General features: G+C 55.5%; 21 protein-coding genes. 10 read left to right on the forward strand and 11 right to left on the reverse strand.

The window, feature by feature from the left end; translation table 11 throughout:
• The first annotated feature begins 17 nt into the window (after positions 1–17).
• Both AABB29_RS09565 and AABB29_RS09570 read left to right on the forward strand, forming a co-directional pair.
• Positions 18–1,547 carry a trimethylamine methyltransferase family protein gene (locus AABB29_RS09565; RefSeq protein ID WP_373636892.1) on the forward strand — a complete coding sequence of 510 codons (1,530 nt, stop codon included), beginning with the start codon at positions 18–20 and terminating at the stop codon, positions 1,545–1,547.
• Positions 1,548–1,557: 10 nt separating this feature from the next.
• The gene (locus AABB29_RS09570) at positions 1,558–2,457 is read left to right on the forward strand and encodes an NAD(P)-dependent oxidoreductase (protein ID WP_373636893.1); all 900 of its coding nucleotides are present in this window, start codon (positions 1,558–1,560) and stop codon (positions 2,455–2,457) included.
• 2 nt (positions 2,458–2,459) lie between these two features.
• On the opposite strand, the gene AABB29_RS09575 is transcribed toward AABB29_RS09570, so the two are convergent.
• The 8 genes from AABB29_RS09575 to AABB29_RS09610 all read right to left on the reverse strand — a co-directional run bounded on the left by AABB29_RS09575 (position 2,460) and on the right by AABB29_RS09610 (position 12,600).
• Entirely contained in the window at positions 2,460–3,245 is a 786-nt protein-coding gene (locus tag AABB29_RS09575; protein ID WP_341367136.1) for a hypothetical protein, read from the reverse strand.
• 35 nt (positions 3,246–3,280) lie between these two features.
• Positions 3,281–3,643, reverse strand: a complete 363-nt coding sequence (locus tag AABB29_RS09580) for a hypothetical protein (protein ID WP_341367135.1) — start codon at positions 3,641–3,643, stop codon at positions 3,281–3,283.
• Between the two features lie 83 nt (positions 3,644–3,726).
• Positions 3,727–4,623, reverse strand: coding sequence for a dynamin family protein (locus tag AABB29_RS09585; protein ID WP_341367134.1), 897 nt, complete (start codon positions 4,621–4,623; stop codon positions 3,727–3,729).
• Complete coding sequence (locus AABB29_RS09590; protein WP_373636894.1) at positions 4,623–6,707, reverse strand: dynamin family protein; 2,085 nt, start codon at positions 6,705–6,707, stop codon at positions 4,623–4,625. Before AABB29_RS09590 ends, AABB29_RS09585 begins: the two co-directional genes overlap by 1 nt.
• 160 nt (positions 6,708–6,867) lie before the next feature.
• A complete protein-coding gene (locus tag AABB29_RS09595; protein WP_341367132.1) occupies positions 6,868–8,307 on the reverse strand; it encodes a hypothetical protein in 1,440 nt (479 codons plus the stop codon).
• Positions 8,307–9,383: a protein phosphatase 2C domain-containing protein gene (locus AABB29_RS09600; RefSeq protein WP_341367131.1), complete on the reverse strand. Its 1,077-nt coding sequence runs from the start codon at positions 9,381–9,383 to the stop codon at positions 8,307–8,309. Before AABB29_RS09600 ends, AABB29_RS09595 begins: the two co-directional genes overlap by 1 nt.
• Positions 9,367–10,200, reverse strand: coding sequence for an FHA domain-containing protein (locus tag AABB29_RS09605; protein WP_341367130.1), 834 nt, complete (start codon positions 10,198–10,200; stop codon positions 9,367–9,369). The genes AABB29_RS09600 and AABB29_RS09605 overlap by 17 nt, the downstream gene beginning before the upstream one ends.
• 63 nt (positions 10,201–10,263) lie before the next feature.
• Positions 10,264–12,600 (reverse strand): protein kinase, encoded by a 2,337-nt coding sequence (locus AABB29_RS09610; RefSeq protein ID WP_341367129.1) that lies wholly within the window; start codon positions 12,598–12,600, stop codon positions 10,264–10,266.
• A 475-nt stretch (positions 12,601–13,075) separates the two neighbouring features.
• On the opposite strand from AABB29_RS09610, the gene AABB29_RS09615 reads away from it, so the two are divergent.
• The 7 genes from AABB29_RS09615 (at position 13,076) to AABB29_RS09645 (ending at position 20,292) form a co-directional block, all read left to right on the forward strand.
• Complete coding sequence (locus tag AABB29_RS09615) at positions 13,076–14,044, forward strand: glyceraldehyde 3-phosphate dehydrogenase NAD-binding domain-containing protein (RefSeq protein WP_341367128.1); 969 nt, start codon at positions 13,076–13,078, stop codon at positions 14,042–14,044.
• A 179-nt stretch (positions 14,045–14,223) separates the two neighbouring features.
• Complete coding sequence (locus AABB29_RS09620; RefSeq protein ID WP_341367127.1) at positions 14,224–15,150, forward strand: ABC transporter ATP-binding protein; 927 nt, start codon at positions 14,224–14,226, stop codon at positions 15,148–15,150.
• The gene (locus AABB29_RS09625) at positions 15,147–15,908 is read left to right on the forward strand and encodes an ABC transporter permease (protein ID WP_341367126.1); all 762 of its coding nucleotides are present in this window, start codon (positions 15,147–15,149) and stop codon (positions 15,906–15,908) included. The genes AABB29_RS09620 and AABB29_RS09625 overlap by 4 nt, the downstream gene beginning before the upstream one ends.
• 38 nt (positions 15,909–15,946) lie before the next feature.
• A complete protein-coding gene (locus AABB29_RS09630) occupies positions 15,947–16,741 on the forward strand; it encodes a S49 family peptidase (RefSeq protein ID WP_341367125.1) in 795 nt (264 codons plus the stop codon).
• 160 nt (positions 16,742–16,901) lie between these two features.
• Positions 16,902–17,678 carry an SDR family oxidoreductase gene (locus AABB29_RS09635; protein WP_341367124.1) on the forward strand — a complete coding sequence of 259 codons (777 nt, stop codon included), beginning with the start codon at positions 16,902–16,904 and terminating at the stop codon, positions 17,676–17,678.
• A gap of 286 nt (positions 17,679–17,964) precedes the next feature.
• Positions 17,965–19,821: an excinuclease ABC subunit UvrC gene (gene uvrC / locus AABB29_RS09640; RefSeq protein WP_341367123.1), complete on the forward strand. Its 1,857-nt coding sequence runs from the start codon at positions 17,965–17,967 to the stop codon at positions 19,819–19,821.
• A 12-nt stretch (positions 19,822–19,833) separates the two neighbouring features.
• Positions 19,834–20,292, forward strand: coding sequence for a CYTH domain-containing protein (locus AABB29_RS09645; RefSeq protein ID WP_341367122.1), 459 nt, complete (start codon positions 19,834–19,836; stop codon positions 20,290–20,292).
• Between the two features lie 13 nt (positions 20,293–20,305).
• Here the strand turns inward: AABB29_RS09645 and AABB29_RS09650 are convergent, their stop codons facing one another.
• The 3 genes from AABB29_RS09650 to AABB29_RS09660 are packed head-to-tail and all read right to left on the reverse strand — an operon-like array spanning position 20,306 to position 21,330.
• Complete coding sequence (locus AABB29_RS09650) at positions 20,306–20,683, reverse strand: methylglyoxal synthase (RefSeq protein WP_341367121.1); 378 nt, start codon at positions 20,681–20,683, stop codon at positions 20,306–20,308.
• A gap of 5 nt (positions 20,684–20,688) precedes the next feature.
• On the reverse strand, positions 20,689–20,913 hold the full coding sequence (locus tag AABB29_RS09655; protein WP_341367120.1) for a DUF1150 family protein: 225 nt from the start codon (positions 20,911–20,913) through the stop codon (positions 20,689–20,691).
• Between the two features lie 3 nt (positions 20,914–20,916).
• Positions 20,917–21,330, reverse strand: coding sequence for an Hsp20 family protein (locus AABB29_RS09660; RefSeq protein ID WP_341367119.1), 414 nt, complete (start codon positions 21,328–21,330; stop codon positions 20,917–20,919).
• A gap of 232 nt (positions 21,331–21,562) precedes the next feature.
• On the opposite strand from AABB29_RS09660, the gene AABB29_RS09665 reads away from it, so the two are divergent.
• Positions 21,563–22,675, forward strand: a complete 1,113-nt coding sequence (locus tag AABB29_RS09665; protein WP_341367118.1) for a hypothetical protein — start codon at positions 21,563–21,565, stop codon at positions 22,673–22,675.
• The last annotated feature ends 45 nt before the right edge of the window (positions 22,676–22,720 follow it).

A 22,720-nucleotide genomic window follows, 5' to 3' on the forward strand; every position in this document is an offset into this window, starting at 1 on the left:
ATGAGAAGGGTTTGAACATGAACAGGCCAATCAGAAGAAGCGGCGGACGCGCCGCACGGGTTGCCATGCGAAGCGCGCCTTTGGCCGAAGATAAACGGCCGGTGCGGGCGGGGCTGCCGGGTGGTAAATTTCAGGCGCTGACCGATGCCGAGGTGACGCGAATCCACCATGCAGCGCTGGACGCGCTTGAACAGATCGGGCTGTCACAGGCCCCGCCTTCGGGCGTTGAGATTCTGACCAAAGCGGGGGCAATCCTGGGCGATGACGGGCGTCTGCGGTTCCCGCGCGCGCTGGTCGAAGACATGCTGGCAAAGGCTGCGCGGAATATCACGCTGCATGGGCGCGACCCGAAATATGATTTGGACCTGTCGGGAACCAATGTGCATTTCGGTACTGCAGGTGCGGCGGTGCATGTGGTGGATGTCGAAACCAACACTTATCGGGACAGCACAGCGCAGGATTTGCACAACGCAGCCAAGATCACCCATGCGCTTGATAATGTGCATTTCTTCCAGCGGGCGATGGTGGCGCGGGATATTTCGGACAATCTCGAAATGGATCTGAACACGATCTATGCCTGCACATCCGGGACAACCAAACATATCGGCACTTCCTTTAGCGAACCTGATCATGTCGGGCCGGGGCTTGAGCTGATCTACAAGCTCGCCGGTGGCGAGGAAAACTTCCGCGCGCGGCCTTTCATATCCAACTCGAATTGCTTCGTCGTGCCGCCGATGAAATTTGCCGAAGAAAGCTGCATCGCGATGGAACAGTGCATTCGGGGCGGAATGCCCGTGCTGTTGCTGTCAGCTGGGCAAGCGGGTGCCACAGCGCCTGCACCGATCGCGCTGGCGATTGTGCAGGCGGTGGCGGAATGTCTTGCCGGGGTCGTCTATGTGAACGCCCTTGCACCGGGACATCCGGCAGTCTTCGGAACCTGGCCATTTGTGTCAGACCTGCGAACAGGTGCCATGTCTGGCGGTTCGGCCGAGCAGGCGCTTTTGACAGCGGGCTGCGCGCAGATGCACCGGTTCTATGATCTTCCAGGCGGCGCGGCGGCGGGCATTTCGGATGCGAAAGTGCCAAACATGCAAGCAGGATGGGAACAAGGGATCACCAATGTGCTGGCCGGGCTTTCGGGGCTGAACATGGTTTATGAATCGGTCGGCATGCATGCGTCGCTGCTTGGGTTCTGCTTGGAATCGCTGGTGCTGGGGGATGACGTGCTGGGGCAGGTACTGCGCTGCGTGCGCGGGATTGATGTGACCGAAGACAGCACTTCGATCGAAGCAATGAAGGCGGTCTGCCTTGATGGGCCAGGACATTACTTAGGTTCAGAACAAACGCTTGAGCTTATGCAAACCGAATATATATACCCGACCTTGGGCAACCGGATGAGCCCAAAGGAATGGAACGAAGCAGGACGCCCGGATTTGATCGAAAGCGCCATCGCACGAAAGAACAAAATCCTGGCCGAGGCGCAGATGAAATTTGATCCTGAATTTGATGCGGCGATCCGGGCGGACTACAACATCTACTTCACGTAAAGGAATACCCATGCATTACGGCTATATCGGCCTTGGAAATCTCGGGGCCAATTGTGCGGCGTGTCTGCGGCGCGCAGGCATGGATGTCACGGTGACAGATCTTCGCAAAGACGCCGCGACTGATCTGTTGGAACTGGGCTGCAACTGGGCGGACAGCGCCAAAGCGGTGGCGGCCAATGTGGATCATGTCATCACCTGTCTGCCGTCCCCGACAGTGTCAGAAAAAGTGCTGGATCAGATTTTCCCGGTGATGAAAAAAGGCAGCCATTGGATCGAAATGTCCACGCTAGGGCGGGATGAGATGCTGGCCTTTGCGGAAAAGGCGGCAGGATTTGGCATCCGGGCGATGGAATTGCCGGTCACCGGCGGGGTGCACCTGGCGGCCCAGGGGAACATCACGATGCTGGCGGGCGGGGACAAAGATATGTTCGACCTGCACCTGCCCGCGTTGCAGGCGATGGGAAACCAAGTGTTCCATATGGGGCCGCTCGGCTCTGCGGCGATCATCAAGGTGATCACGAACATGCTGGCCTTCATTCATCTGAAAGCCTGCGGCGAGGCGCTGATGCTGGCCAAACGTGGTGGGCTTGATCTTGGGCAGGCTTGGCACGCGATCAAAGCGTCTTCAGGAAATTCCTTTGTGCATGAAACCGAAGGGGCATTGGTGCTGAACGGGTCTTATGATGTGGCCTTCAACATCGATCTTGCGCTCAAGGACCTTGGATTTGCGATGGGGTTTGGCAAGGAATTCGAGGTGCCGCTTGATCTGGCAGCTGCAACGGCACAAACGTATGTGGCGGCGCGGGCGGCCTATGGTGGGGATGCTGAATCGCCCATGATCGTGAAGCTGCTCGAAGATTTGCTAGATACAGATCTGCGCGCCGAAGGGTTCCCCGCTCGGCTGACCTGATCCTAGCTGGTAATCGCCTGCCAGGATGCCGCGAGGGCGGCAATCTGGTCAGGTGCGAAGGTGCATAGGCAGACCTCATCACCGGCCATGGCGATCGCGACGGCTGTACCTGGGCCTAATGCTCCTTCAAGACAGGTCAAATGCGGCCCGCTGGCAACTTTGCTGGAAAGCTCTTTTTGGCGTTTCCGAAAAGCAGTGACCTGATCGTCCCAAATGCTTTGCAAAGGGGCGGTCTCACCTGCGGCCTCCGAAGCGGTGCGCCCGCCCTCAAAATAAAGATAAGCCGTCAGGCTTGAAGCATTCGCCGTCATGAAACGAACAACCGGTGGAGCGGGGCGGGCATCCAGGTCGACATCCCAAATATCGGCAAGATCAGTGGCCAATATCCCGGCATCGGCACTAGTGCCGAAGCGCTCAGCCGGTTTGCTACGCACGGTCACGCGGCTGGCACCTTCACAAAGCAAACGGAGCAGAGCGCCCGCAGCTTTCAGCGGTGCTTTCTCTTCGCGGGACAACACCTGACCAACAACCTTATCGGCACCGGCAGTGCCCGCCGTGATATCAAGTAAGCCGCGCAACCTGCGACCTGCGACAATCGCTGATACCTCAACCTCGCCGATGGTGAAAACCAAGGTCCGTTCCAGAACGACATTATCGATTTCGCGCAAAATGGCTGCCAGGGCCACCTCACCGCTATCGGGGCTGATGACGCGGGCACCTGCGACATACACCTCATCCTCGGCTGCCAAAGCAGCCAATTTTTCGGTCAGTGCGGTTAGTTCGTTCACGTCCACTTGTCCCGTTTCAATAACTCACCTAGCCCTTACGCCCCGCTGCTGATCTGTTCAAGGCACGCGCGGGCCTCTGGCAGAAATGCCGCAACATCAAGGCTGGGGTGAAAGATGCAACACAGCACATCTGATGGCTCTTTCTTGGCGCGCAAGAAAATACGTAGTTGTTCAGGCCCGCTAACGATCGCGGTTTCTCCCGGGGCGGTGCCAATGGCCAGTTTGCGGGATGTGCCCAAAGTGAGCGCGGCCTCGGCACAAAGGTTATCTAGTTTTTCGCGCGGATGGGCTGTACCGGTATTTGTGACCAGAATCATCTGCGTCGACAAATCTGCGAATGCGATTGTATCGCACCCGGAAAACTTATCTTGTAAGGCGTCTAACGCGTCAGCGACCATGGCCCGAGGCTCTCCGATTGTCTTCTCACATCTTGACTACGGCAAAATGTGCGAAGGGGAAAGCCCGGGTAAATGGATGAATGCTAATGCGATCTGATGATTGGCTCAGCCGATGGCGCGGTCGGAGTGTCGGCAGGAGCCTCTTCTGGCGGGGCAGGACGCTCGGCCGTTTCGCCGTTTTCAGGTCGGGCGCGTTTGACACGGCGGGGCATAACCGTTGGCAAAACAGGGTCGGGAATGGGCTGACCATCTGGCAGATTATAAAGTGGCTCTGTCGTGCGTTTGGCAATTTCGGTCAACTTATCGATCGTGGCGATCAACCGCTGAACAAAAGGTCCAGCACCACTGGCATCCCATAGTTCATAATCCTCACCTGCACGCAGGGCCTGGATCAGGGAAATTGGATAGATACCGCTGAACTGTTCCTTGGTCTCCCGCTCAACCCGTTTGATGACGCGGCCACGATCACGATCCGTGGTCAGCTTGTCATAACGGGTGATCAGCAGGATCGAGTGGTCACGCACCGCCTGCGGCATGGTATTCCAAACCGCAGATTCGGATTGACGCCAGGCCTGCGTGGCATGGGTACACCAAATCACCGCATCGACCTCTGGCAGCATCCGTTCCCATACATTCGAAGACATGTTCGGGTCAGAAATACCGGGAAAGTCGATCAGATCGCAGACTTCCAGAATATCAGCTTCCAGGAACAACCGAATGGCGTGGGTTTCTTCAACGGGAATCGATTCCAGATTTTCAAGCGACACAGGCTCGGTGCTGCCATCAACATCGATACGATAGGGCGTCTCGGTGCCGCTGGAAATCCAAACCGGTGACAGGCGGGTCGCCGTTACCTTTTCGGGCAGCGGGCGCGCGCCCAGCAAAAGGTTGGAAAGTGTGCTTTTGCCAGCACTAAATTCGCCCATTAGCGCGATGCGCGGTTTACGCGGGCCAGCTGCAGCAGGGGTATCATCACTCATTAAGCTGTTCCTTCCGCTTCAGCGGGGGCCGCATCGCTGAGTTCTTCAAAGATGTAATCAAACAGATCTTCGCGTTCCTGCTGGGCGGTGATGCCAAAGATATCTTTCAGATCATCAACACCAAGGGCTGATTTGTCACTGACATCGGTCAGCAGACCGCGCTGCTCAGACAGAAAATCGCGCAGTTCGCGTTCAGCCATGGCGCGGATATCTTCAGATTGCCGAACCTTAAGCTCATCTACGATAGGGGCCGTCTCAGCTTCGATCAGGTCATAAAATCCGCTTGCAAAAGCGCGATAGCCTTTGCGGCGCTTCCACCAGCCCTTCCACCAGGATGTCTGCAGATCAAGGGCAATGGTCTTGCCCAGCGACACTGGTGCCGGAATCTCCGGCGGGGCAGGTGGGGTGATGGCAAAGTTTTCAACGTCAACGCCAAAGGCACTGCGATATGTCTCAGCCAGATCACCTGCGGCGGCGCCAAAGACCTGATCACAGGCGGATGCGACATTGCGGCGCATCACCTGATAGCTGGTGCGCAAAAGCATCCGCAGACCATCGGGGCTATATTGCCAAATTTCGTCTTCGCCATTGGTCTCCAGATGCTGCAGCAGGGATTCCAAAGCGCGGTCCAGAAAACGCTTATGAGATTGGTCAACACGCGATCCAAATTGCTGAAAGACGATATCCAAACGGTCATTCAGGAATTTCAGATTGTCGGCTTCAACCTTATCAAGATGGGCGTTCAGCTGGGCCTTCGGCATGACCTTGAGATTGTTATTGTCAAGGCGCATGGTCACAATGGCATTTGACGCACGCACACCGCCCACAAGGTTCAGGGCGCGTTTGCGGGATGCGGCCAAAACTTCGGCGCCAGGACCTTCGGCAATACGCTCGGACAACGCTTTGAACAGCTCCGGCACGCCGGACAGGTGCCAAACCAGCTCATTGGTAGACATGCCCGCGGTATCCGCGTCCAAGGATGCTTCTGCCCAGTTAAACATGGCCTCAGCACTGTCAGATACGATATTATCGATCGTCTCGCCAAGGGCGAGATTGGCCCAATAGGCGCTGCCGAAAATCAGTTGAGGGTCTTCGGGGCCATTATGATCAGCTAATGTTTGCAAAATGCTGTCGCGAATTTCAGGCACCTGTTCGCCCGGGTTCGACAATTCATCGATCCGGTTGACGAAGATCACGACCTCTCGGGCTTTGACGTTCGATATCAGACGGATCAGGCCCATATCCATTGAGCTAAGCGCCTGGTGGGCCGACAGAACAACGACGCAGATGCGGCTATCACGCAACGCGTTGATGGTGATTTGCTCACGCATCATAAATGTATCGTTCACACCGGGTGTGTCACGCAGACAAAGCGGCATGGGGATCGATTTGGCGTCAAGGAACAAATCGGCCGATTTGGTGATATCGGCAAAACGACCCTGCTGATCCTCTTCTTCAAGATCTTCGAAATCATCGCCCATGCAGACATAGCGCTGGACCAAATCATCATTCAGCTCAGCATAGTTATGCTTCTGGCCCAAGAGCAGCTCAAACTTGCGACCAAGACGGGCTTTGGTCTTTTCACGCATCTCGGCGATTTGCTGCCGAACTTTCTCTAATTCGTCATCGGCACCTGCGCGGGCAGACAATTCACCGATTCGGCCACCGTTTTCGACGAGGTGATCCCATTCGCCCTGGCTAAAAAACTGGAAGGTTGCGGTTGGGGCATCATCCGGCAGGGGGGCATTCAGGTGCAATGACGTGACAACCGACGTCCATGGGTTGACGTCGGCAGGTAGCAAATCAGGACGACCCACCATGGCATTTACCAAGGATGTCTTACCCGATTTGATCTGGCCAATCATTGTTATGCTCGGTTCGAACGCGCGTAACTGCTTGATAAGGCGAGATGATTTCTTTTCCGTATCACTGCCACCCAGCTTCACGACATCCGCAAGCGTCGCTTCGAGATCCACAACCTCGTCGTGGAAGTCTTCAAGCTTTTCCAAGCCCAGGCGCATGAAAGGGTGGTGCGCTGCAGGAACTTTGTACCCGTCCCCTTTGGCCAGCTCTTCCATCTTCATTCTTGTCCGTCCTCAATATGCGTACTGAAACCACCTTTATCAGTTGTTCGTCCGGTCGCCAAATCGAAGACTAACACTGAATTTATTGCGATAAAGGAAACAGATCAGGTGGGCAACATTGTGGCGTATTTTATACAAATTGTTCAACCGTAACGCTGGGTTACGCCGCCAATTCCGCCTGCAACTCGTGTTTAAGCTGCAACATAAGGCTCACAGCCTCAATTGCAGCGCTGTCACGTTTTTCCATTTGCATCAATTGAACCAGGTCTGTGGCGTCAAATGCGGTGTCGCGGGCGCGGTGCAGGGCCTCATCGCTCTCATCGCCATTCACATTCAGGTGATCGCTCAGCCACTGCACATGCTCAACTGTCTCGGCAATAATTTGCGCAGGGGCCGATTTTCCCATGCCGCCGGTCATATCCAGCATGGCGCGCCCATTTTCGGTCAGATATTGCAACGCTTTTTGATAAGCGGCGCGTGTTGCGGGTTTAAGTTGCACAACCTCTGCAACGGGCTCAGGCTCAGGCTCAGGCTCAGGCTCTGGGATGGGCTCAGGCTCTGGGATGGGTTCGGGTTCGGGTTCGGGGGCAGCTTCAACAACGGGTTCCGGCACCGGTTCCGGCTCAGCAGCGGGCTCGGGCGTCGGCTCTGCGGGGGGCTTTTCTTCTGCAGATGTGTCTTGCGTGACCTCAGGCTCATGGGGCTTTGCAGTCGCACCAATAACGGCGCTCAGCACGTCTGCATCCTGCTCTGGAACGACGTCCGTGCGGGTCTGCAACACATCCTCATGCTGCAACAGCAGCATCTCGGCCAAATCCAAGTAGGACTGACGACCGCGATCAACCTGCTTCAGAACGGCCGAAATCAATGCCAGGCCACCACTGCTGCGCATTCGTTCCTTATCGACAGAGCCGTCGACATGACGAGCCGCAATCGCATCCAGAGTGGCAATCGGTAGGATATCGGTGAATTCAGGCGCAACAAGCGTGCGGGTCGCTTCCAGAATCTGGTCTAGGTTTCCATTTGCGCGTTGAACATCGGCCTTGGTCAGCATCAGGAATGCGTGGTCTTTCAACACATCAGGCATCTGGGCCCAAATAGCCTGTTCATCCTTGTCAAAGGCCTCTGTACACCAAATACCCAGCTCGCTGCGCTTTGAGGCCCATTGGCTCGCCTTATGCAGCGCGTTTACATTGTTCGGGGTGACGACCTCTAGCACGGAAATCTTTTTCAATGCAGGCAGCGGCATATGAAGCTCGACAAAAACGGGCTTCAATTCGGCGATGTCATAGGCATTGGCCGTCGCCAACTGCTTTTTCGAACCATCAGGCAAGGTGCAGACAGCGGACGGTTTATCAGCATAGGTAATCTGGGTCGTGGGCAGCTTGACGTCATCGGGCAGCACTTCGCGGCCCAAAAGCAGGTTCACCACAGCGGATTTGCCAACGCGAGGGCGGCCCATAACGGCAATACGGATGGTTTGCTGCAACCGGTTCAGGATTTGCAAGGCCCGTTCAGCAGCAGGGGCAGGCAACCGCTCTGATGCGATGGCCTGCGCCAATTGTTCCTGGATCTGGTTTCCCAGCTGTTGATTCGGCATTACTTACCTCCAGCGGCTATCTTAGCCTGAGGGGTAGCCTCATCAACCTCCTGTGTCTTGTCAGAATCGCCGGCTTCATCGACTTTCTTGACTGGCTTCACCTCTTTGATGACCGGCTTTGCCTCAGCATCGGCGGCATCAGGGACCTTGGCCGGTGGATCAGCGGGCACTGGGGCCTTCTGCGCCACCTTTTTAAGGTCCTCGGTCTCAACAACACGGGTTGTATTGGCTGTGTGGGCTTCAACATAACCAGCTGGCTTGGCGCGGATGGCGCGGATGACCGGCTTGTTGTGGTTCAGCTTGATCACAGAGAAGGTACAGTTGTCCTGATCCGGATCGGCCAATGCTTCGATCGCTTCCAGCAAGTGACCGGCAATCTCAGCCGATTTCTTGCGACGGTAACGATGCAGGATACGCTGGATCTTGTCCTCTTCAAGATATTGCAGACCGTCACTTGAGACGACAACAATGTCACCAACCTGCAATTCAAACGGGGTTTTGGGGCAATCAGATTTTGCCACACGGTCCCCAAGGATCACAGAAGTCAGACAGTTCCGGTCTGGGTGGTTCTTGCCCGCTTCTGCGTCAAGCAAGCCAGATTTGACCATAAAGTCGATCTGAGGGGCCATCGAATGGTCCTCATTCAGCTGCTGCATCTTACCTGAACGGAAATGGTACAGCGGGCTATCGCCAATAGACATCCAGAACATCCGGTTCTCGATCAGAACGAGCGAGACCAATGTGGCACCCATACCCCGGGTTTCGGGATGTTCGGTGACATGTTCGCGGACAACATTATTGGCGTTGACAGCGGCCGCAGTCAAATATTGCGGGATCTCAGTCTCAAAATCCGTAAAGTTCGCGCTTTGGAACTTCAGCTCACTATAAACTTCGGTGACAACGATCTTACTGGCAACATCGCCAGCAGCATGGCCACCCATCCCATCAGCAAGAACAACGACACCGCTGTCCATGCCGAACGGAAAGTCGGTGACAATCGCGTCCTCTTGATAATCTCTACCGCCCTGACAAATCGCCGAAGCGACGTCAAAACGGGGTTCAGGCGATCGCCACATCTTCATCCTCCCCAGGTGTACCTTCGGACCAGTTGAATGTTGGGCCGCAAAGCGCAACGAACCGAAGGACAGTCTCGCCAAGACGAATAACATCACCCGATTGCAGGGCTTCGTTACTGATCAATGGCTTGTCGTTTAAGCGGACAATATTTGACTTGCCGCCGTGACCCAGTAAAAATTCTTTATTATCAGGGTCATACACAATCGCAGCATGGTTAGTGCGCGAAATTGAGTTGTCGCCGAAATCAAGCTTAACAGCTTGATCGTCACCGCGACCAATTTGGGACATACCGGTCTGCAGGGCAAAACACTCGCCGCGGCCGGGGCCTTCGGTCACAACGATCCAGCCCACAGGAAACTGAACACGTTGGGTCGGGGTGGCGGTTGGCACGTCGTTGAACAGATCAACAACCTCGCCGTCAGAGCTTTCAAATCCGATCAAGCGGGTCTTGGTGCGGCGCGAACGGCCTGGGGCCCGGGTCGCTTCCGCTGCTGGGGCCGCAGCAGGGGCTGCGGACGGCAGGGTTGGCGCCGTTGAAGGCAGCTCGGTCGAACCACCGTCATCCTCAAGGTCCCAAATATTGACCTCAGAGGCTTCATCCTCGGCATTAACAACGCGCACATCGGCGTCGGCGGCCGCTTTGGTCTTTTCAGCAACATCGGTCAGGATATCCGTGACAGCTGCGGGCTCTTTTTCGTCGGCAAGAGCACCGATTGTGTCACGATAGGATTGCTCTAAACCACCAGAGCCACGCTTAGGGGCTTGGGATTGCGCGTCACGCTTTTTCCTTCCGATGAGATCACGAATAAATTTCATGTTACCTACCTTCCAAACTTCACAATAGACGAGGCCCCGGCAGAGGGGGCACCCGTCTCGCGTCTATTCCGCAGCGCCTTCATAATTCAGCGATGCAACCCACATACTTCCCTCACGTTCCACAGCGAACGTGAACTGTTTCGTTCCATCCTCAAGCTCACGCGTGAAGATGTTGCGCAGGCTGTCTTGTGCTGCGACTTCCTCGGCGGTTGGGATGTATGACTTAATGACATCACCAACCAGCAAACCACCGGCAGAGGCATCAGACACAGCCGTTACAATGGCGCGCCAACCTTCCGTGGTAAATGCGGTCTCAAATGCGGTGCCATTCAGCAACGCGACCTCTTCAATGACAGGAACAACCCATTCCTGATCTGTCTGCTCACCCGTTGCCGGATTCAGCGTACCGAAGGTGACAGGGACCGTACCATTGGTGGCCGAAATATCGGCATCCTGGCGTAGAACCTCTGCAATATCGGCAATAGCGGTAATCGGGGTGCCGTTTACAGATGTAATAACAACACCCGGCTGGACCCAAACTGGGGAAACAGCCGCAACCTCGGCAATAATATTAGAGCGCTCACCAGCTGGGGCGAAGGGCAGTTGAACATTCCAGTTCACTTCAACCTCTTGCACCTCAGGTACCACTTCGTTGCCAGGTGTAACGGCGGTGATGTCAAGCTCAGGACCGCTGCCAATTGCTGCGATCTGATCCGGCGTTGTTGGCAAAGTCACTTCGGCAGTGTCCGAATCCGCCGCAGGACGGTTACCTGACTGATCAGGGAAGACCGTGTTCGCGGCTGGTTCATTCACGTCAGGGCGCGGCGTATCAACAGGCTCTGGAAGCGGCTCTGGCTCAGGAATGGCTGACAGTTCAACACTTTCCGGACGCACAGCTGGGCGAACGGTCGGCGTTGGATCATCAGCGATTTCGGGGCCTTCAACGATCAGAGGCTCAGCAGTCGGCTCTTCGACAATAACAGGGGCAGGCACCTCTGGGGTCTGCTCTTCTGCAACGACCGGCGCGGTTGGCTCGGGTGTTTCGGTTACCGGATCTTCGGTGCCAACGGATGCGGAAGACTCAGTACCCAACTCCACGATAACAGGGCCGGTCCCATCAACGATGACAGGGGCCGGGGCTTCAACGACCGGTGCAGGGGCTTCAACCTCTGGCTCGGCAGTTGCAATCTCTTCGGCCTCTTGCTCAACGGGTGCAGCTGCCGTCTCGGTTTCCGTCGCGGTCTGTGCGGGCGTTTCCGTGACAGCTTCTTCAGATGCTGCAGTGGTCGCTGCAGGTGCAGCCTCCTCACCACCGCCCAATGTAAAGACACCGACACCCACCATCAGGGCAACAACAGCCGCCGAACCCAACAGCAGTGGCATTTTCGATTTCGATGCTGGGGCGTCCTCTGCAGGGGCTGCCGCATCGACACGGGCGCCGCCGGCCACTTTCAAAGGCGTCACATTGCCTTCGAGGCCATCCATGAGGTTGATCCAGTCTGTCGCAGACTGAACCCGATCTTTTGGCAAAACGGCCAGGGCCTTATCGACGGCAGCCAAGAAGTTGTCTTCATAATCCGGGAAGCGGCCCAACAGGGGAACATAAGGATCAGGTTCACCGGATGCGATCGCAGCCAAACGCGCCTGCGAATTCGGGGGCACGTCTTGTGCGATCAAATGATAGAAAGACGCAGCAAGGGCATAAAGGTCACTGCTTGGGCTCTGCTCAGAACCGGCAATGTAAAATTCCTGCGGCGAATAGCCATCCTTTACGACGCGCAAGGCGGACAGAACGCGGCTTTGCTTGGTGGCCTCTTCACGGGCAGCACCAAAGTCGATCAATACCGGATGCAGATCCTGGTTGATCAGGATGTTGTCGGGCGAAATATCACGGTGCAGGATACCCTGATCATGGATAAAGCCCACGGCACCAAGAACCTCTTTCAGGATATTCTTGATTTGCGGCGGGGTCAGGGTGTGGTTGGGATCTTCAATCGTATCAAGCAGATCGCGACCCTCAACAAAATCCAGCGCCATATAAGCGGTGTCATTGTCTTCAAAAACCTGGTGCACACCCACGATATTCGGGTGGTCCAACTTGGCAAGGCTGCGGGCCTCTTGGACAAACAGGCGGACAATGGATTTCAGCTCGTTCTGGTGCGCGCGCGAACGGGCTTGCACAACATAACGGCTACGCCGGCAAAACGCGCCGGGGAAACACTCTTTAATCACGATCTTCCGGTCGAGACTGTCTTTGGCAAGATAAGTAATGCCAAAGCCGCCCGCATTCAGGAAGCTGTCGATCGTGTATTGGCCGTGCATCAGCTTTGTGCCCGGCTTCAACTCGTCGACAAAGCTGTCTTTGTCGTCGGCGTTATCTAGTATTTGTGCCTTAGCCATCTAGTACATCCAGCTCTCAAACATCATCGGCCAGATCATATTCCCCCGGCCCTTGTTATTTTTCTGTCATTCAAATTAGGCCAAAAAGTGACGCTAACTTGTTGTTTGGTGGTTCTTAATCGGGGGATCGATGGAAGATTACCAACGAATCCCGAAACAGTCCTTGGCGATTTTTCGCCGATAGCGCCCATTTTCACTGGGTTGACGCTAGGTTTAAGCCGAAACCAAGGATTTGTGCACCCGTACTCGCGATTTTTTGCCACCTTAATCAAAGTTTGTTGCAGTTCGGTCGATTTTATTGGGTCAGTTAACCACTTCTTAACCCGAATCGATACCGATTCCTTATCTTTTGGTAAACATCTCAGCCGCGTCACAGACACGTTGCCTATATAGAGGGCAGAAAGTCGTAATAAACCCCGCTTGTAAGAAGTGACGTAACGGTGCAGCGTCCGCCTTAATCAAAGCGAGGAAGAAGATGCGCAAGGTTTTTATCAATGGCTTCGGGCGAATCGGTCGGACCGCGCTCCGGGCTTGGGCCGGGGGCGCATGGCCGGATATTGATATCGTCGGCATTAACGACATCGCTGAGGCTGACCTTTGCGCGCATCTTTTTGCCTATGACAGTGTTTTCGGGCCCTTCCCGGGGACGGTCACCTTGGACGACGGGGCGCTTGTGTTGAACGGCAAGCCTATTGCTTTGCATCAAACACCCGATCTCAGCACGATTGATCTTAGCGGTGTCGATATTGTCTTTGAATGTACCGGCAAAGCCGGGCAACGGGACATTGCGGCGCGCGGGCTTGGTGCCGGTGCGGGGCGTGTGCTCATTTCGGGGCCATCCGATGCGGCCGACCTGACACTGGTGCTTGGCGCGAATGAGGCGCTGCTGAAAGAACAGCCAATTGTCTCAAACGCGTCCTGCACAACCAATGCGCTGGCACCGATTGTGCGGCTGATTGATCAGACATGGGGGCTGCAAACCGGATGGATGACCACAATCCACTGCTATACCGGTAGCCAGCCGACCATCGACGCACCGCGCGGGGACATGCTGCGTAGCCGGGCGGCGGCATTATCAATGGTGCCGACAACAACATCCGCGCAAAGGCTTCTCAATGCTGTGCTGCCCGATATCGCCGGGCGGATCGAGGCGGCAGCGGTGCGCGTTCCGGTGGCCTCGGTCTCGGCGGTTGATCTGACGGTCACCTTAGACAAGCCGGCTCAATTGGAAGAGGTGCACGCGGTCCTGCGCGCGCAGTCAGGGATCATCGGCTGGACGGATAAGCCGCTCGTTTCTACAGATCTGCGATCACGGCCCGAAAGTCTTGTGGTGTCATTGCCCGAAACACGGGTGACTGCTGGGGGGCTGGTGCGGGTTTTCGGCTGGTATGACAATGAATGGGGATTTTCCTGCCGGATGCTGGATGTGGCAAGAATGATGTAAGGGGTCCGTCGTTTCGGACCGGTGTACATACGCCATATGTACAGGTTCTGTACGCAATCTGTATCGGAACAACGCGACAATCGATGTGCGCCAATGCACATATGGGTCTTCCCGCTGGCCACTTTCCCTTTTGGACGCACCAGCATAACGTTTAGTTTACTCAATCCGAAGGACGCATAATGTCTGCAATTGTCTCAGTTCAGAACCTGCGCAAATCATATGCCGGGGGCTTTGAAGCGCTGAAATCCGTGAACCTCGATATCGAAGAGGGTGAAATTCTGGCATTGCTGGGCCCTAACGGCGCGGGAAAAACGACTTTGATTTCAACGATTTGCGGGATCACTGTACCAAGCTCTGGCGCGATAACGGTTGGTGGGCACGACACGCAAACCGCCTTTCGGGCCGCGCGGAAAATGATCGGTCTGGTCCCGCAGGAAATCAATCTTGAACCCTTTGAAACGGTGATGAGCAGTGTCAGCTTCTCACGCGGCATCTTTGGTAAACCGCGCAATGATGCCTATGTCATGGATATCCTCGAAAAACTGTCTCTGGCGGATAAAAAAGACAATAAAATCATGACCCTATCGGGGGGCATGAAGCGCCGTGTGTTGATTGCCAAGGCGCTGAGCCACGAACCCAAAGTCCTGTTCCTGGACGAGCCGACAGCAGGCGTTGATGTCGAACTGCGCAAAGACATGTGGGACGTCGTTGCGGCGCTGAAAGCCTCGGGTGTGACGATCATTCTGACGACCCATTACATCGAAGAGGCCGAAGCGATTGCCGATCGGATTGGCGTGATTAACAAGGGTGAAATCCTGCTGGTGCAGGACAAGACCGATCTGATGGCCCAGATGGGGCAAAAGCAGCTGCGGATTGAGCTGGCCGCGCCGATTGACAAAATCCCCGACGGTTTGGCCGCATATGATCTGATGCGGTCGGATGACGGGCAATATCTGACATATAGCTACGATACTGAAGGCGAGCGCACGGGGATCACAACTTTGCTTGGCGATCTACAAAAAGCGGGTTTGCAAATGAAAGATCTGCAAACGCAGCAAAGCTCGCTTGAGGATATCTTTGTCGGTTTGGTGAAGGAAACATCATGAATTTCAACGCAGTCATGACCATCTACCTGTTCGAGATGAAACGGTTCTTTCGGACAATCACGCAAAGCCTGATCTCGCCGGTGCTGTCGACATCGCTTTATTTTGTGGTCTTCGGAACCGCCATCGGCAGCCGTATCCAAGAGGTGGAAGGCGTCAGCTATGGGGCGTTCATCGTGCCGGGGTTAATCATGCTCAGCGTGATGACGCAGGCCACGTCAAACGCCAGCTTTGGGATCTATTTCCCCAAATTCATCGGCACCATTTATGAGCTGCTATCAGCGCCAGTCAGCTTTCTTGAGATCGTCGCCGGCTATGTCGGGGCTGCGGCGACCAAGGCGATGTTTATCGGGCTGATCATCTTTGGGACATCGTTTTTCTTTGTGGACATCACGGTGGCGCATCCGCTTGCAATGATTGCCTTTTTGACGCTGACCTGCATCAGTTTTTCGCTGCTTGGCTTCATTATCGGCATCTGGGCGGGGAACTTTGAACAGCTGCAATTGATCCCGCTGCTGGTGATCACACCACTGGTTTTCCTGGGGGGGTCGTTCTACTCGGTCTCGATGCTGTCACCGGTTTGGCAGACCATCACGTTGTTTAACCCGGTTGTCTATCTGATCAGCGGTTTCCGCTGGGCGTTCTTTGGAACGGCGGATGTGGATATCGGGTTGTCGCTGCTGGCCATTGCTTTCTTTACCGGGCTTTGCCTGACAATCATCTGGTGGATATTTCGGACAGGATGGCGGATCAGACAATGACACTTGCGTGCGGGGCGTAATGGCCTAAGTACGATGTCATGAAACGCTTTATTCCATTTATGAAATCCGAACCCTTTGTGGCCGTCATTCGGCTGCAAGGGGCGATCAGCAACGGGGGCCGTGGACTGGACAATCCAGGCCTGACACCCGTGATTGAAAAAGCCTTTGGCAAGGGCAAACCTGCGGCTATTGCGCTGGAAATTAACTGCCCTGGCGGATCGCCCGTGCAATCGTCTTTGATTGCGGCACGCATTCGCCGTCTGGCTGATGAAAAGAAAATTCCCGTCTTCGCCTTTGTTGAGGATGTCGCCGCATCCGGCGGCTATTGGCTGGCCTGCGCGGCTGATGAGATTTTTGTGGATGATTGTTCGATCACCGGTTCAATTGGCGTCATCAGCGCGGGCTTTGGGGCGCCCGAAGCGCTGGCAAAATATGGGATCGAGCGGCGCGTGCATACAGCCGGGAAATCCAAATCGCAGCTTGACCCGTTCAAGAAAGAAAGCCCAGCAGATGTCAAAAAGCTAAAGTCGTGGCTGGGCGATATCCACGAGACTTTTATCGCTTATGTCAAATCGCGGCGCGGCACCAAGCTGTCTGATCATCCTGATCTGTTCACCGGTGAGATTTTTGTCGGAAAGAACGGTGTTGATGCCGGATTGGTCGATGGCATCGGCCATCTGGCCCCAGTGATGAAAGAGCGGTTTGGCGACAAGATCAAGTTCCGGCGTTACGGCCAGAAAAAGCCACTTCTGGCCCGGTTCGGCAGTCAGATCGTCGGTGACACGCTCGCCAGTATCGAAGAGCGTGCCGCTTTTGCGCGGTTCGGGCTGTGATCCTTAAAGTCATCTTCTTTTTCCTGGCATTCATGATGGTGCTGGGCATTTTCGGAAAGTGGCGTTTTCCGGGACAAGAGCGTTTGGCCAATGCCAAATGTCCAAAATGCCTGCGCTATAAGATCGGCAAAGGCCCCTGCGCTTGCGAGAAAGAAAAACGATGAAAGCCCTTGTGACCGGAGCAGCTGCGCGGCTTGGCCGTGCGATGGCCCTCTATCTGGGTGCGCGGGGCTATGATGTGGCTGTCCATTATGCGGGCTCGCAAACTGATGCGGATACGGTTGTGCAAGAGCTGCAGACGATGGGCCGAACGGCGGTCGCGCTACAGGCTGATCTTTTGGATGAAAATGCGGCACAGTCCCTGGTCGGGCGGGCGTCAGATGCGCTGGGCGGTCCACTGACCTGTCTGATCAACAACGCATCGATCTTTGAATATGATACGGTTCAGACGGCAACCCGCGAAAGCTGGGATCGTCATCTTGAATCGAACCTGCGCGCGCCCTTTGTTCTCACCCAGCATTTTGCGGCCCAAGTGCCTGATCCAGTACTGGATGATATGGATGAACCCGTCGCGCAGGCTTTGGTCGTCAATATGCTGGACCAAAGGGTGCATAAGCTGACCCCGGAATTCATGAGCTATACAATTGCCAAGATGGGGCTTTGGGCGATGACCCAAACGACGGCGCAGGCCCTGGCGCCGCGTGTACGGGTAAACGGCATTGGCCCCGGGCCCACATTGCAGGGGCACCGGCAAAGCAAATCGCATTTCGACAGGCAGCGCGCCGCGACCATTCTTAAGCGCGGTGCGAACCCGGGCGATATCACTGCTGCACTTGGATATTTCCTGGATGCGCCCGCTGTTACCGGGCAAATGCTGGCTGTTGATGGGGGGCAACATCTTGTCTGGCAAACGCCCGATGTACTTGGGGTTGAGTGATCTTGGGCCAAAGTTACGCACCGGACGCGGCCTGCAGTCACAAAACCGTCACAATTAACCGTTTTTTCAATGCGTTAAGTAAATATCAATAAAAATATCCAATGTTTTCAGGGGTCTGAAAAATTGCTTAATTTTTGTGCAGATAGGTGAAGTCAGCCGAAAACAAAGGAAATTTCCTGTTCTCAAGGATTAACCCACCGAGTTATCCACAGGAATCGTGGATGTCTTTCCTCTTGCCCCGAACCGCTTACCATTGCAGCCAAAGGAGAATCACGGACCCGTGAGCATGACCGAGCCAGCAAAAACCGGATATGATGTGATCGCAGGATATCTGCGCACGCTTGACAGCTCGCCCGGGGTGTACCGGATGCTGGATGCAGAAAGCCGCGTTTTGTACGTCGGCAAGGCGCGCAGTCTGAAAAACCGGGTCAGCAGTTACAGCCGCCCTGGGCAGCACAGCCCCCGGATTATGCGCATGATCCGCGAAACCGCCAGCATGATGTTTCTGACCACGCGTACAGAAACCGAGGCGCTGCTGCTGGAACAGAACCTGATCAAGCAGCTCAAGCCGCGCTACAATGTGCTGCTGCGCGACGACAAAAGCTTTCCCAATATTCTGGTTGCCAAGGATCATGATTTTCCCATGATCAAAAAACACCGCGGCGCAAAAAAGCAAAAGGGCAATTACTATGGCCCCTTCGCCGGGGCAGGGGCCGTGAACCGGACGCTGAACCAGTTGCAGCGCGTGTTCCTTTTGCGCAATTGTTCGGACAGTGATTTCGAAACCCGCACGCGGCCTTGCCTGCAATATCAGATCAAACGCTGCTCGGGCCCCTGTTGCGGGCTGATCAGTGCAGAAGATTATGCTGGTTCTGTCCAGGATGCCGAACAATTCCTGCAAGGCCGCACCAAGGGCATTCAGGAAACGCTCGCCGCCCAGATGCAAGAGGCCAGCGAAGCGATGGAGTTTGAGCGCGCCGCCGCCCTGCGCGACCGGATCAAGGCCTTGACCCAGGTCCAGTCTGCGCAGGGGATCAACCCGCAATCCACGGCAGAGGCCGACGTGATCGCCCTTCACCGCGACGGCGGTCAGGCCTGCGTACAGGTGTTTTTTATCCGCGCCAATCAGAACTGGGGCAACCACGATTATTACCCGCGCGTCAGCGGAGACGAGGACCCATCCGAGGTGATGGAGGCGTTCGTCGGCCAGTTCTATTCCAACCGCGAACCGCCCCGCATGGTGATCCTGTCCCATGGGTTGGACAATGACGATCTGATGGCCGCTGCCCTGGCCGAAAAGGCGGGCCGCAAGGTTGAGGTAGTCATCCCCCAACGCGGCGAAAAGGCAGAGCTGGTGCAAAACGCGCTCCGCAACGCCCGTGAAAGCCTAGCCCGGAAGATGTCGGAAACCGCTACGCAGGCCAAACTGCTGAAAGGCGTGGCCGAGGCCTTTGATATGGACAAGACCCCGCAGCGGATTGAAGTCTACGACAACTCGCACATCCAAGGGGCCCATGCTGTCGGCGCCATGGTTGTTGCGGGCCCTGATGGCTTCGACAAAAACCAATACCGCAAGTTCAACATCAAGGGCACTGACCTGACCCCCGGGGATGATTTCGGGATGATGAAAGAGGTGCTGACCCGCCGCTTTCAACGCCTGCTGAAAGAGGACCCGGACCGTAGCACCGGCACATGGCCGGACCTCTTGCTGATTGACGGAGGGGCAGGGCAGGTGAGCGCTGTGCAAGAAATCATGGATGATCTGGGCGTGGCCGACATCCCCATGGTCGGCGTGGCCAAGGGCGAAGACCGGGATGCAGGGAAAGAGGAATTCTACCGCACGGGCAAACCCGTGATGGCACTACGGCACAACGACCCGGTGCTTTACTTCATCCAGCGGATGCGGGACGAAGTGCACCGTTTTGCCATCGGCACGCACCGGGCGAAACGGTCCAAAGCCATCGGCGCCACTCCGCTGGACGATGTGCCCGGCGTTGGGGCGGCCCGCAAACGCGCGCTACTGGCGCATTTCGGATCGGCCAAGGCAGTGGCACGGGCAAACTTGGCGGACCTCAAGGCGGTGGATGGGGTGTCCGCGAATATGGCGCAGACAATCTATGACTTTTTCCATGAAAACGGGTGAGGATTTGCGGTGATGGCGCAAGAAATCGAACGGAAATTCCTAGTCGACTGCGATCACCCTGAAGTGCGGGCACTATTGGCAACGAAACCCAGATACATGCGGCAAGGTTACATTATGTCGGACAAAACGGGTGTGGTGCGGGTGCGGATCGCAAATGATGCGGCCTTCCTGACGATCAAGGGGCCGTCAGTTGGGATCGCACGGGATGAGTTTGAATATCCCATCCCTGTCGCAGATGCCGAAGCCATGCTGAACACGATGTGCGACGCCGTATTGGCAAAGCGGCGATATTACCACCCGCTTGCAGGTGGGCTGATGGTGGAATTGGATGTCTTTGAGCAGATTGATCTGGTTCTGGCAGAGGTCGAACTACCGGATGAGCAAGCCCGTTTTGCGCGGCCTGACTGGCTGGTGGAGGAGGTCAGCGATGACCCGCAATATTTCAACAACAACATTGCCGCGCGGATTTAAGTTGCTCCGTCGGTCAGCCGTTTTGCGGTAGGGCCGCCAGAACGGCCGTGGCTGAGGATCGGTTCACGGCCAACGGCGTGTCATAAAGAATGGCAAGCCGGAGCAGTGATTTCACATCGACATCATGCGGCATGGCCGACATCGGATCGATGAAAAAGAACAGTGCATCCAGCTTGCCTTCGGCAATCATGGCACCCAGCTGGGCGTCACCGCCTTTGGGGCCGCTCAGCAGACGCTCAACACTGAGATGTGCCTGATCCGTCAGCCTTTGACCGGTTGTCCCGGTGGCGACGATCCGAAATTGGGATAGCACGCTTGCATGATCCTGCGCCCATGCAACCATCAGATCTTTTTGGGCGTCATGGGCGACTAGGGCGATACTTGCAGGCACAGGGCTTAATGCACCGTCATCGGTGTCATGTCATTCTCGCGGGCGAGATGAAAGGCAAGCTTGCGGTTGGCGACAAGGGCCAGCTGTTCACCAGCGGCGTTGTGCACGGCAAATAGCTGTTCCAGATCGCCGACATCTTCGCGCAGTTCTTCGGGCAAATCAGCAACCGCAATGGGTTTGACATAAACGATGTCCTGACCGCGTTTCTTGGTCTCGTATTTCGTATTCATGCTTTACCCTTTCCTGATTGCAATTGTTTGAATGACCTTGTCCGGGACAGCCCGCGTCAGATCGACATGAAGCAAGCCGTTTTCGATCACGGCTTCACCGACATCCACGCCATCGGCCAAAACGAAAGAGCGTTGGAATTGCCGCGCGGCGATACCGCGATGCAAAAATACGCGCCCGTCGCTATCGTCATCCTGGCGGCCGCGGATCACGAGCGCACTGTCCTCGACCGTGATGGCCAGATCAGATTCCGCAAAGCCAGCGACGGCCAGCGTGATCCGATAAGAATTTTCCGATGTCTGTTCGATATTATAGGGTGGGTAGCCGTCATTCCCGCTTTTTGCGGTGCGTTCTACAAGACGTTCGAGCTGCTCAAACCCAAGCAGGAACGGATGCGTTCCCAAAGCCAATTTTGTCATCAGACATGTCCTTCTGCGCAAGCGACTGTCGGTTTTAGCCCCATTTTGGCGACCTCTGCAGAAAATATGGGGATCAAACGGCTATTGATCAAGGGAGGAATTCGCACCCGGACTTTTGGCCTTTGGCGCAGGCGTTTGTGGAACATTCTTGCCGATGCCAGTTTGCCACCTTTACAGATCACGATCGATGTCCTGATAATGTCGCCATTTACTGTTTTAGGAATGAAGCCAGATGCATATTCGGATCGCGTTGATTTGCGCAATGATACATACGGCCGCCGCGGCTGAGACGATTTCTACACTCACACTTGATTGGAATGAGGACGGGTTTGACGATATCGCGCGGCTTGATCATTCAAGCACTATTGATGGCCGGGCCGACCTGCTTTTGTTCGAAGGCAGCGCCGGTGGGCAAGTGCTTGTCCAGGTCGCCGCCGATTTTGCCCGCGCGCCCATACACCCCAATATAGAGCTATTGCTATTTGCCGGCACTGCGGCAAACCGCCTGGAAATTGTGGAAACCGGCACCGTTGTTGGACCTGATCTTTGGTGGTCAAAGACCCAACTGCGCTACGTAGATGACGGCTTTGTCGTTGACGCCAAAGAGACACAGCAAACGCCTGCACTTTTTTCCGAGGCCGGAATGACCCGCTGTTTTGTCGATTTTCGCGACAAATCAATCGGCGGGGGTAACGACATTGTCGGAGATGTCACTACAACGGACGCAGAGCCGATGCCATTGGGGTTCTGGACGGCATCTACCTTTGAAAACCTGATGGGTGATGTGGTCTATTCTGGCTGCTCTGTGGACCCGTATCTTTATGACGATCCCGACCGACCTGATGGGTATTTCTTGCAAGAGCTTAGCCTTGATTGGAATGGGGATGGCTATCTGGATCACGTCGCATTGTCTGAAACCTATACAGATTATCAGCTTGCCGTGTTTCTGGGCGATGCAAACGGCGGGGCGCGTCTGACTTCGGTTGGCAGCAATCTGCGCCCCTTTGACCCGCAACGGTTTGAGCTACGCAAACCGCCTGGACGTGCAAGTGCAGTTGAACTTACTCTTTTTGGCTCATCAAACACCGAAAGCAGGTTTCGGAATGACGTGATGACACGGTTTGTTTGGCAAGAGGATGAACCGGTTGTTGCCGGTTTCGCCGTTTGGCAGACACACAAAGAAACAGAAACCGGGATTGACTGTGTATGGGATTTTCAACGCGGGCGACAGATCAACGTCTACTCAGATGCCTGGTTTGATGATCCGAAATATGACGCCCCCTACACATTTGGAGATTGGCAAAATCTATCCCTTTCCGACCTAATTGGCGCCTGCCGTCCATAGTCTGAAAAATCTGCTTTTTTTAAACGGAATATTAGCCGATTGGTT

It is taken from the genome of Yoonia sp. BS5-3 (assembly GCF_038069655.2).
Taxonomy (GTDB): domain Bacteria; phylum Pseudomonadota; class Alphaproteobacteria; order Rhodobacterales; family Rhodobacteraceae; genus Yoonia; species Yoonia phaeophyticola.

Bases quoted from the DNA above. Each gene is read 5' to 3' on its own strand.
- AABB29_RS09565 (WP_373636892.1), top strand. From the start codon at position 18: ATGAACAGGCCAATCAGAAGAAGCGGCGGACGCGCCGCACGGGTTGCC.
- AABB29_RS09570 (WP_373636893.1), top strand. From the start codon at position 1,558: ATGCATTACGGCTATATCGGCCTTGGAAATCTCGGGGCCAATTGTGCG.
- AABB29_RS09580 (WP_341367135.1), bottom strand. From the start codon at position 3,643: ATGGTCGCTGACGCGTTAGACGCCTTACAAGATAAGTTTTCCGGGTGC.
- AABB29_RS09585 (WP_341367134.1), bottom strand. From the start codon at position 4,623: ATGAGTGATGATACCCCTGCTGCAGCTGGCCCGCGTAAACCGCGCATC.
- AABB29_RS09590 (WP_373636894.1), bottom strand. From the start codon at position 6,707: ATGAAGATGGAAGAGCTGGCCAAAGGGGACGGGTACAAAGTTCCTGCA.
- AABB29_RS09595 (WP_341367132.1), bottom strand. From the start codon at position 8,307: ATGCCGAATCAACAGCTGGGAAACCAGATCCAGGAACAATTGGCGCAG.
- AABB29_RS09600 (WP_341367131.1), bottom strand. From the start codon at position 9,383: ATGTGGCGATCGCCTGAACCCCGTTTTGACGTCGCTTCGGCGATTTGT.
- AABB29_RS09605 (WP_341367130.1), bottom strand. From the start codon at position 10,200: ATGAAATTTATTCGTGATCTCATCGGAAGGAAAAAGCGTGACGCGCAA.
- AABB29_RS09610 (WP_341367129.1), bottom strand. From the start codon at position 12,600: ATGGCTAAGGCACAAATACTAGATAACGCCGACGACAAAGACAGCTTT.
- AABB29_RS09615 (WP_341367128.1), top strand. From the start codon at position 13,076: ATGCGCAAGGTTTTTATCAATGGCTTCGGGCGAATCGGTCGGACCGCG.
- AABB29_RS09620 (WP_341367127.1), top strand. From the start codon at position 14,224: ATGTCTGCAATTGTCTCAGTTCAGAACCTGCGCAAATCATATGCCGGG.
- AABB29_RS09625 (WP_341367126.1), top strand. From the start codon at position 15,147: ATGAATTTCAACGCAGTCATGACCATCTACCTGTTCGAGATGAAACGG.
- AABB29_RS09630 (WP_341367125.1), top strand. From the start codon at position 15,947: ATGAAACGCTTTATTCCATTTATGAAATCCGAACCCTTTGTGGCCGTC.
- AABB29_RS09635 (WP_341367124.1), top strand. From the start codon at position 16,902: ATGAAAGCCCTTGTGACCGGAGCAGCTGCGCGGCTTGGCCGTGCGATG.
- uvrC (WP_341367123.1), top strand. From the start codon at position 17,965: ATGACCGAGCCAGCAAAAACCGGATATGATGTGATCGCAGGATATCTG.
- AABB29_RS09645 (WP_341367122.1), top strand. From the start codon at position 19,834: ATGGCGCAAGAAATCGAACGGAAATTCCTAGTCGACTGCGATCACCCT.
- AABB29_RS09655 (WP_341367120.1), bottom strand. From the start codon at position 20,913: ATGAATACGAAATACGAGACCAAGAAACGCGGTCAGGACATCGTTTAT.
- AABB29_RS09660 (WP_341367119.1), bottom strand. From the start codon at position 21,330: ATGACAAAATTGGCTTTGGGAACGCATCCGTTCCTGCTTGGGTTTGAG.
- AABB29_RS09665 (WP_341367118.1), top strand. From the start codon at position 21,563: ATGCATATTCGGATCGCGTTGATTTGCGCAATGATACATACGGCCGCC.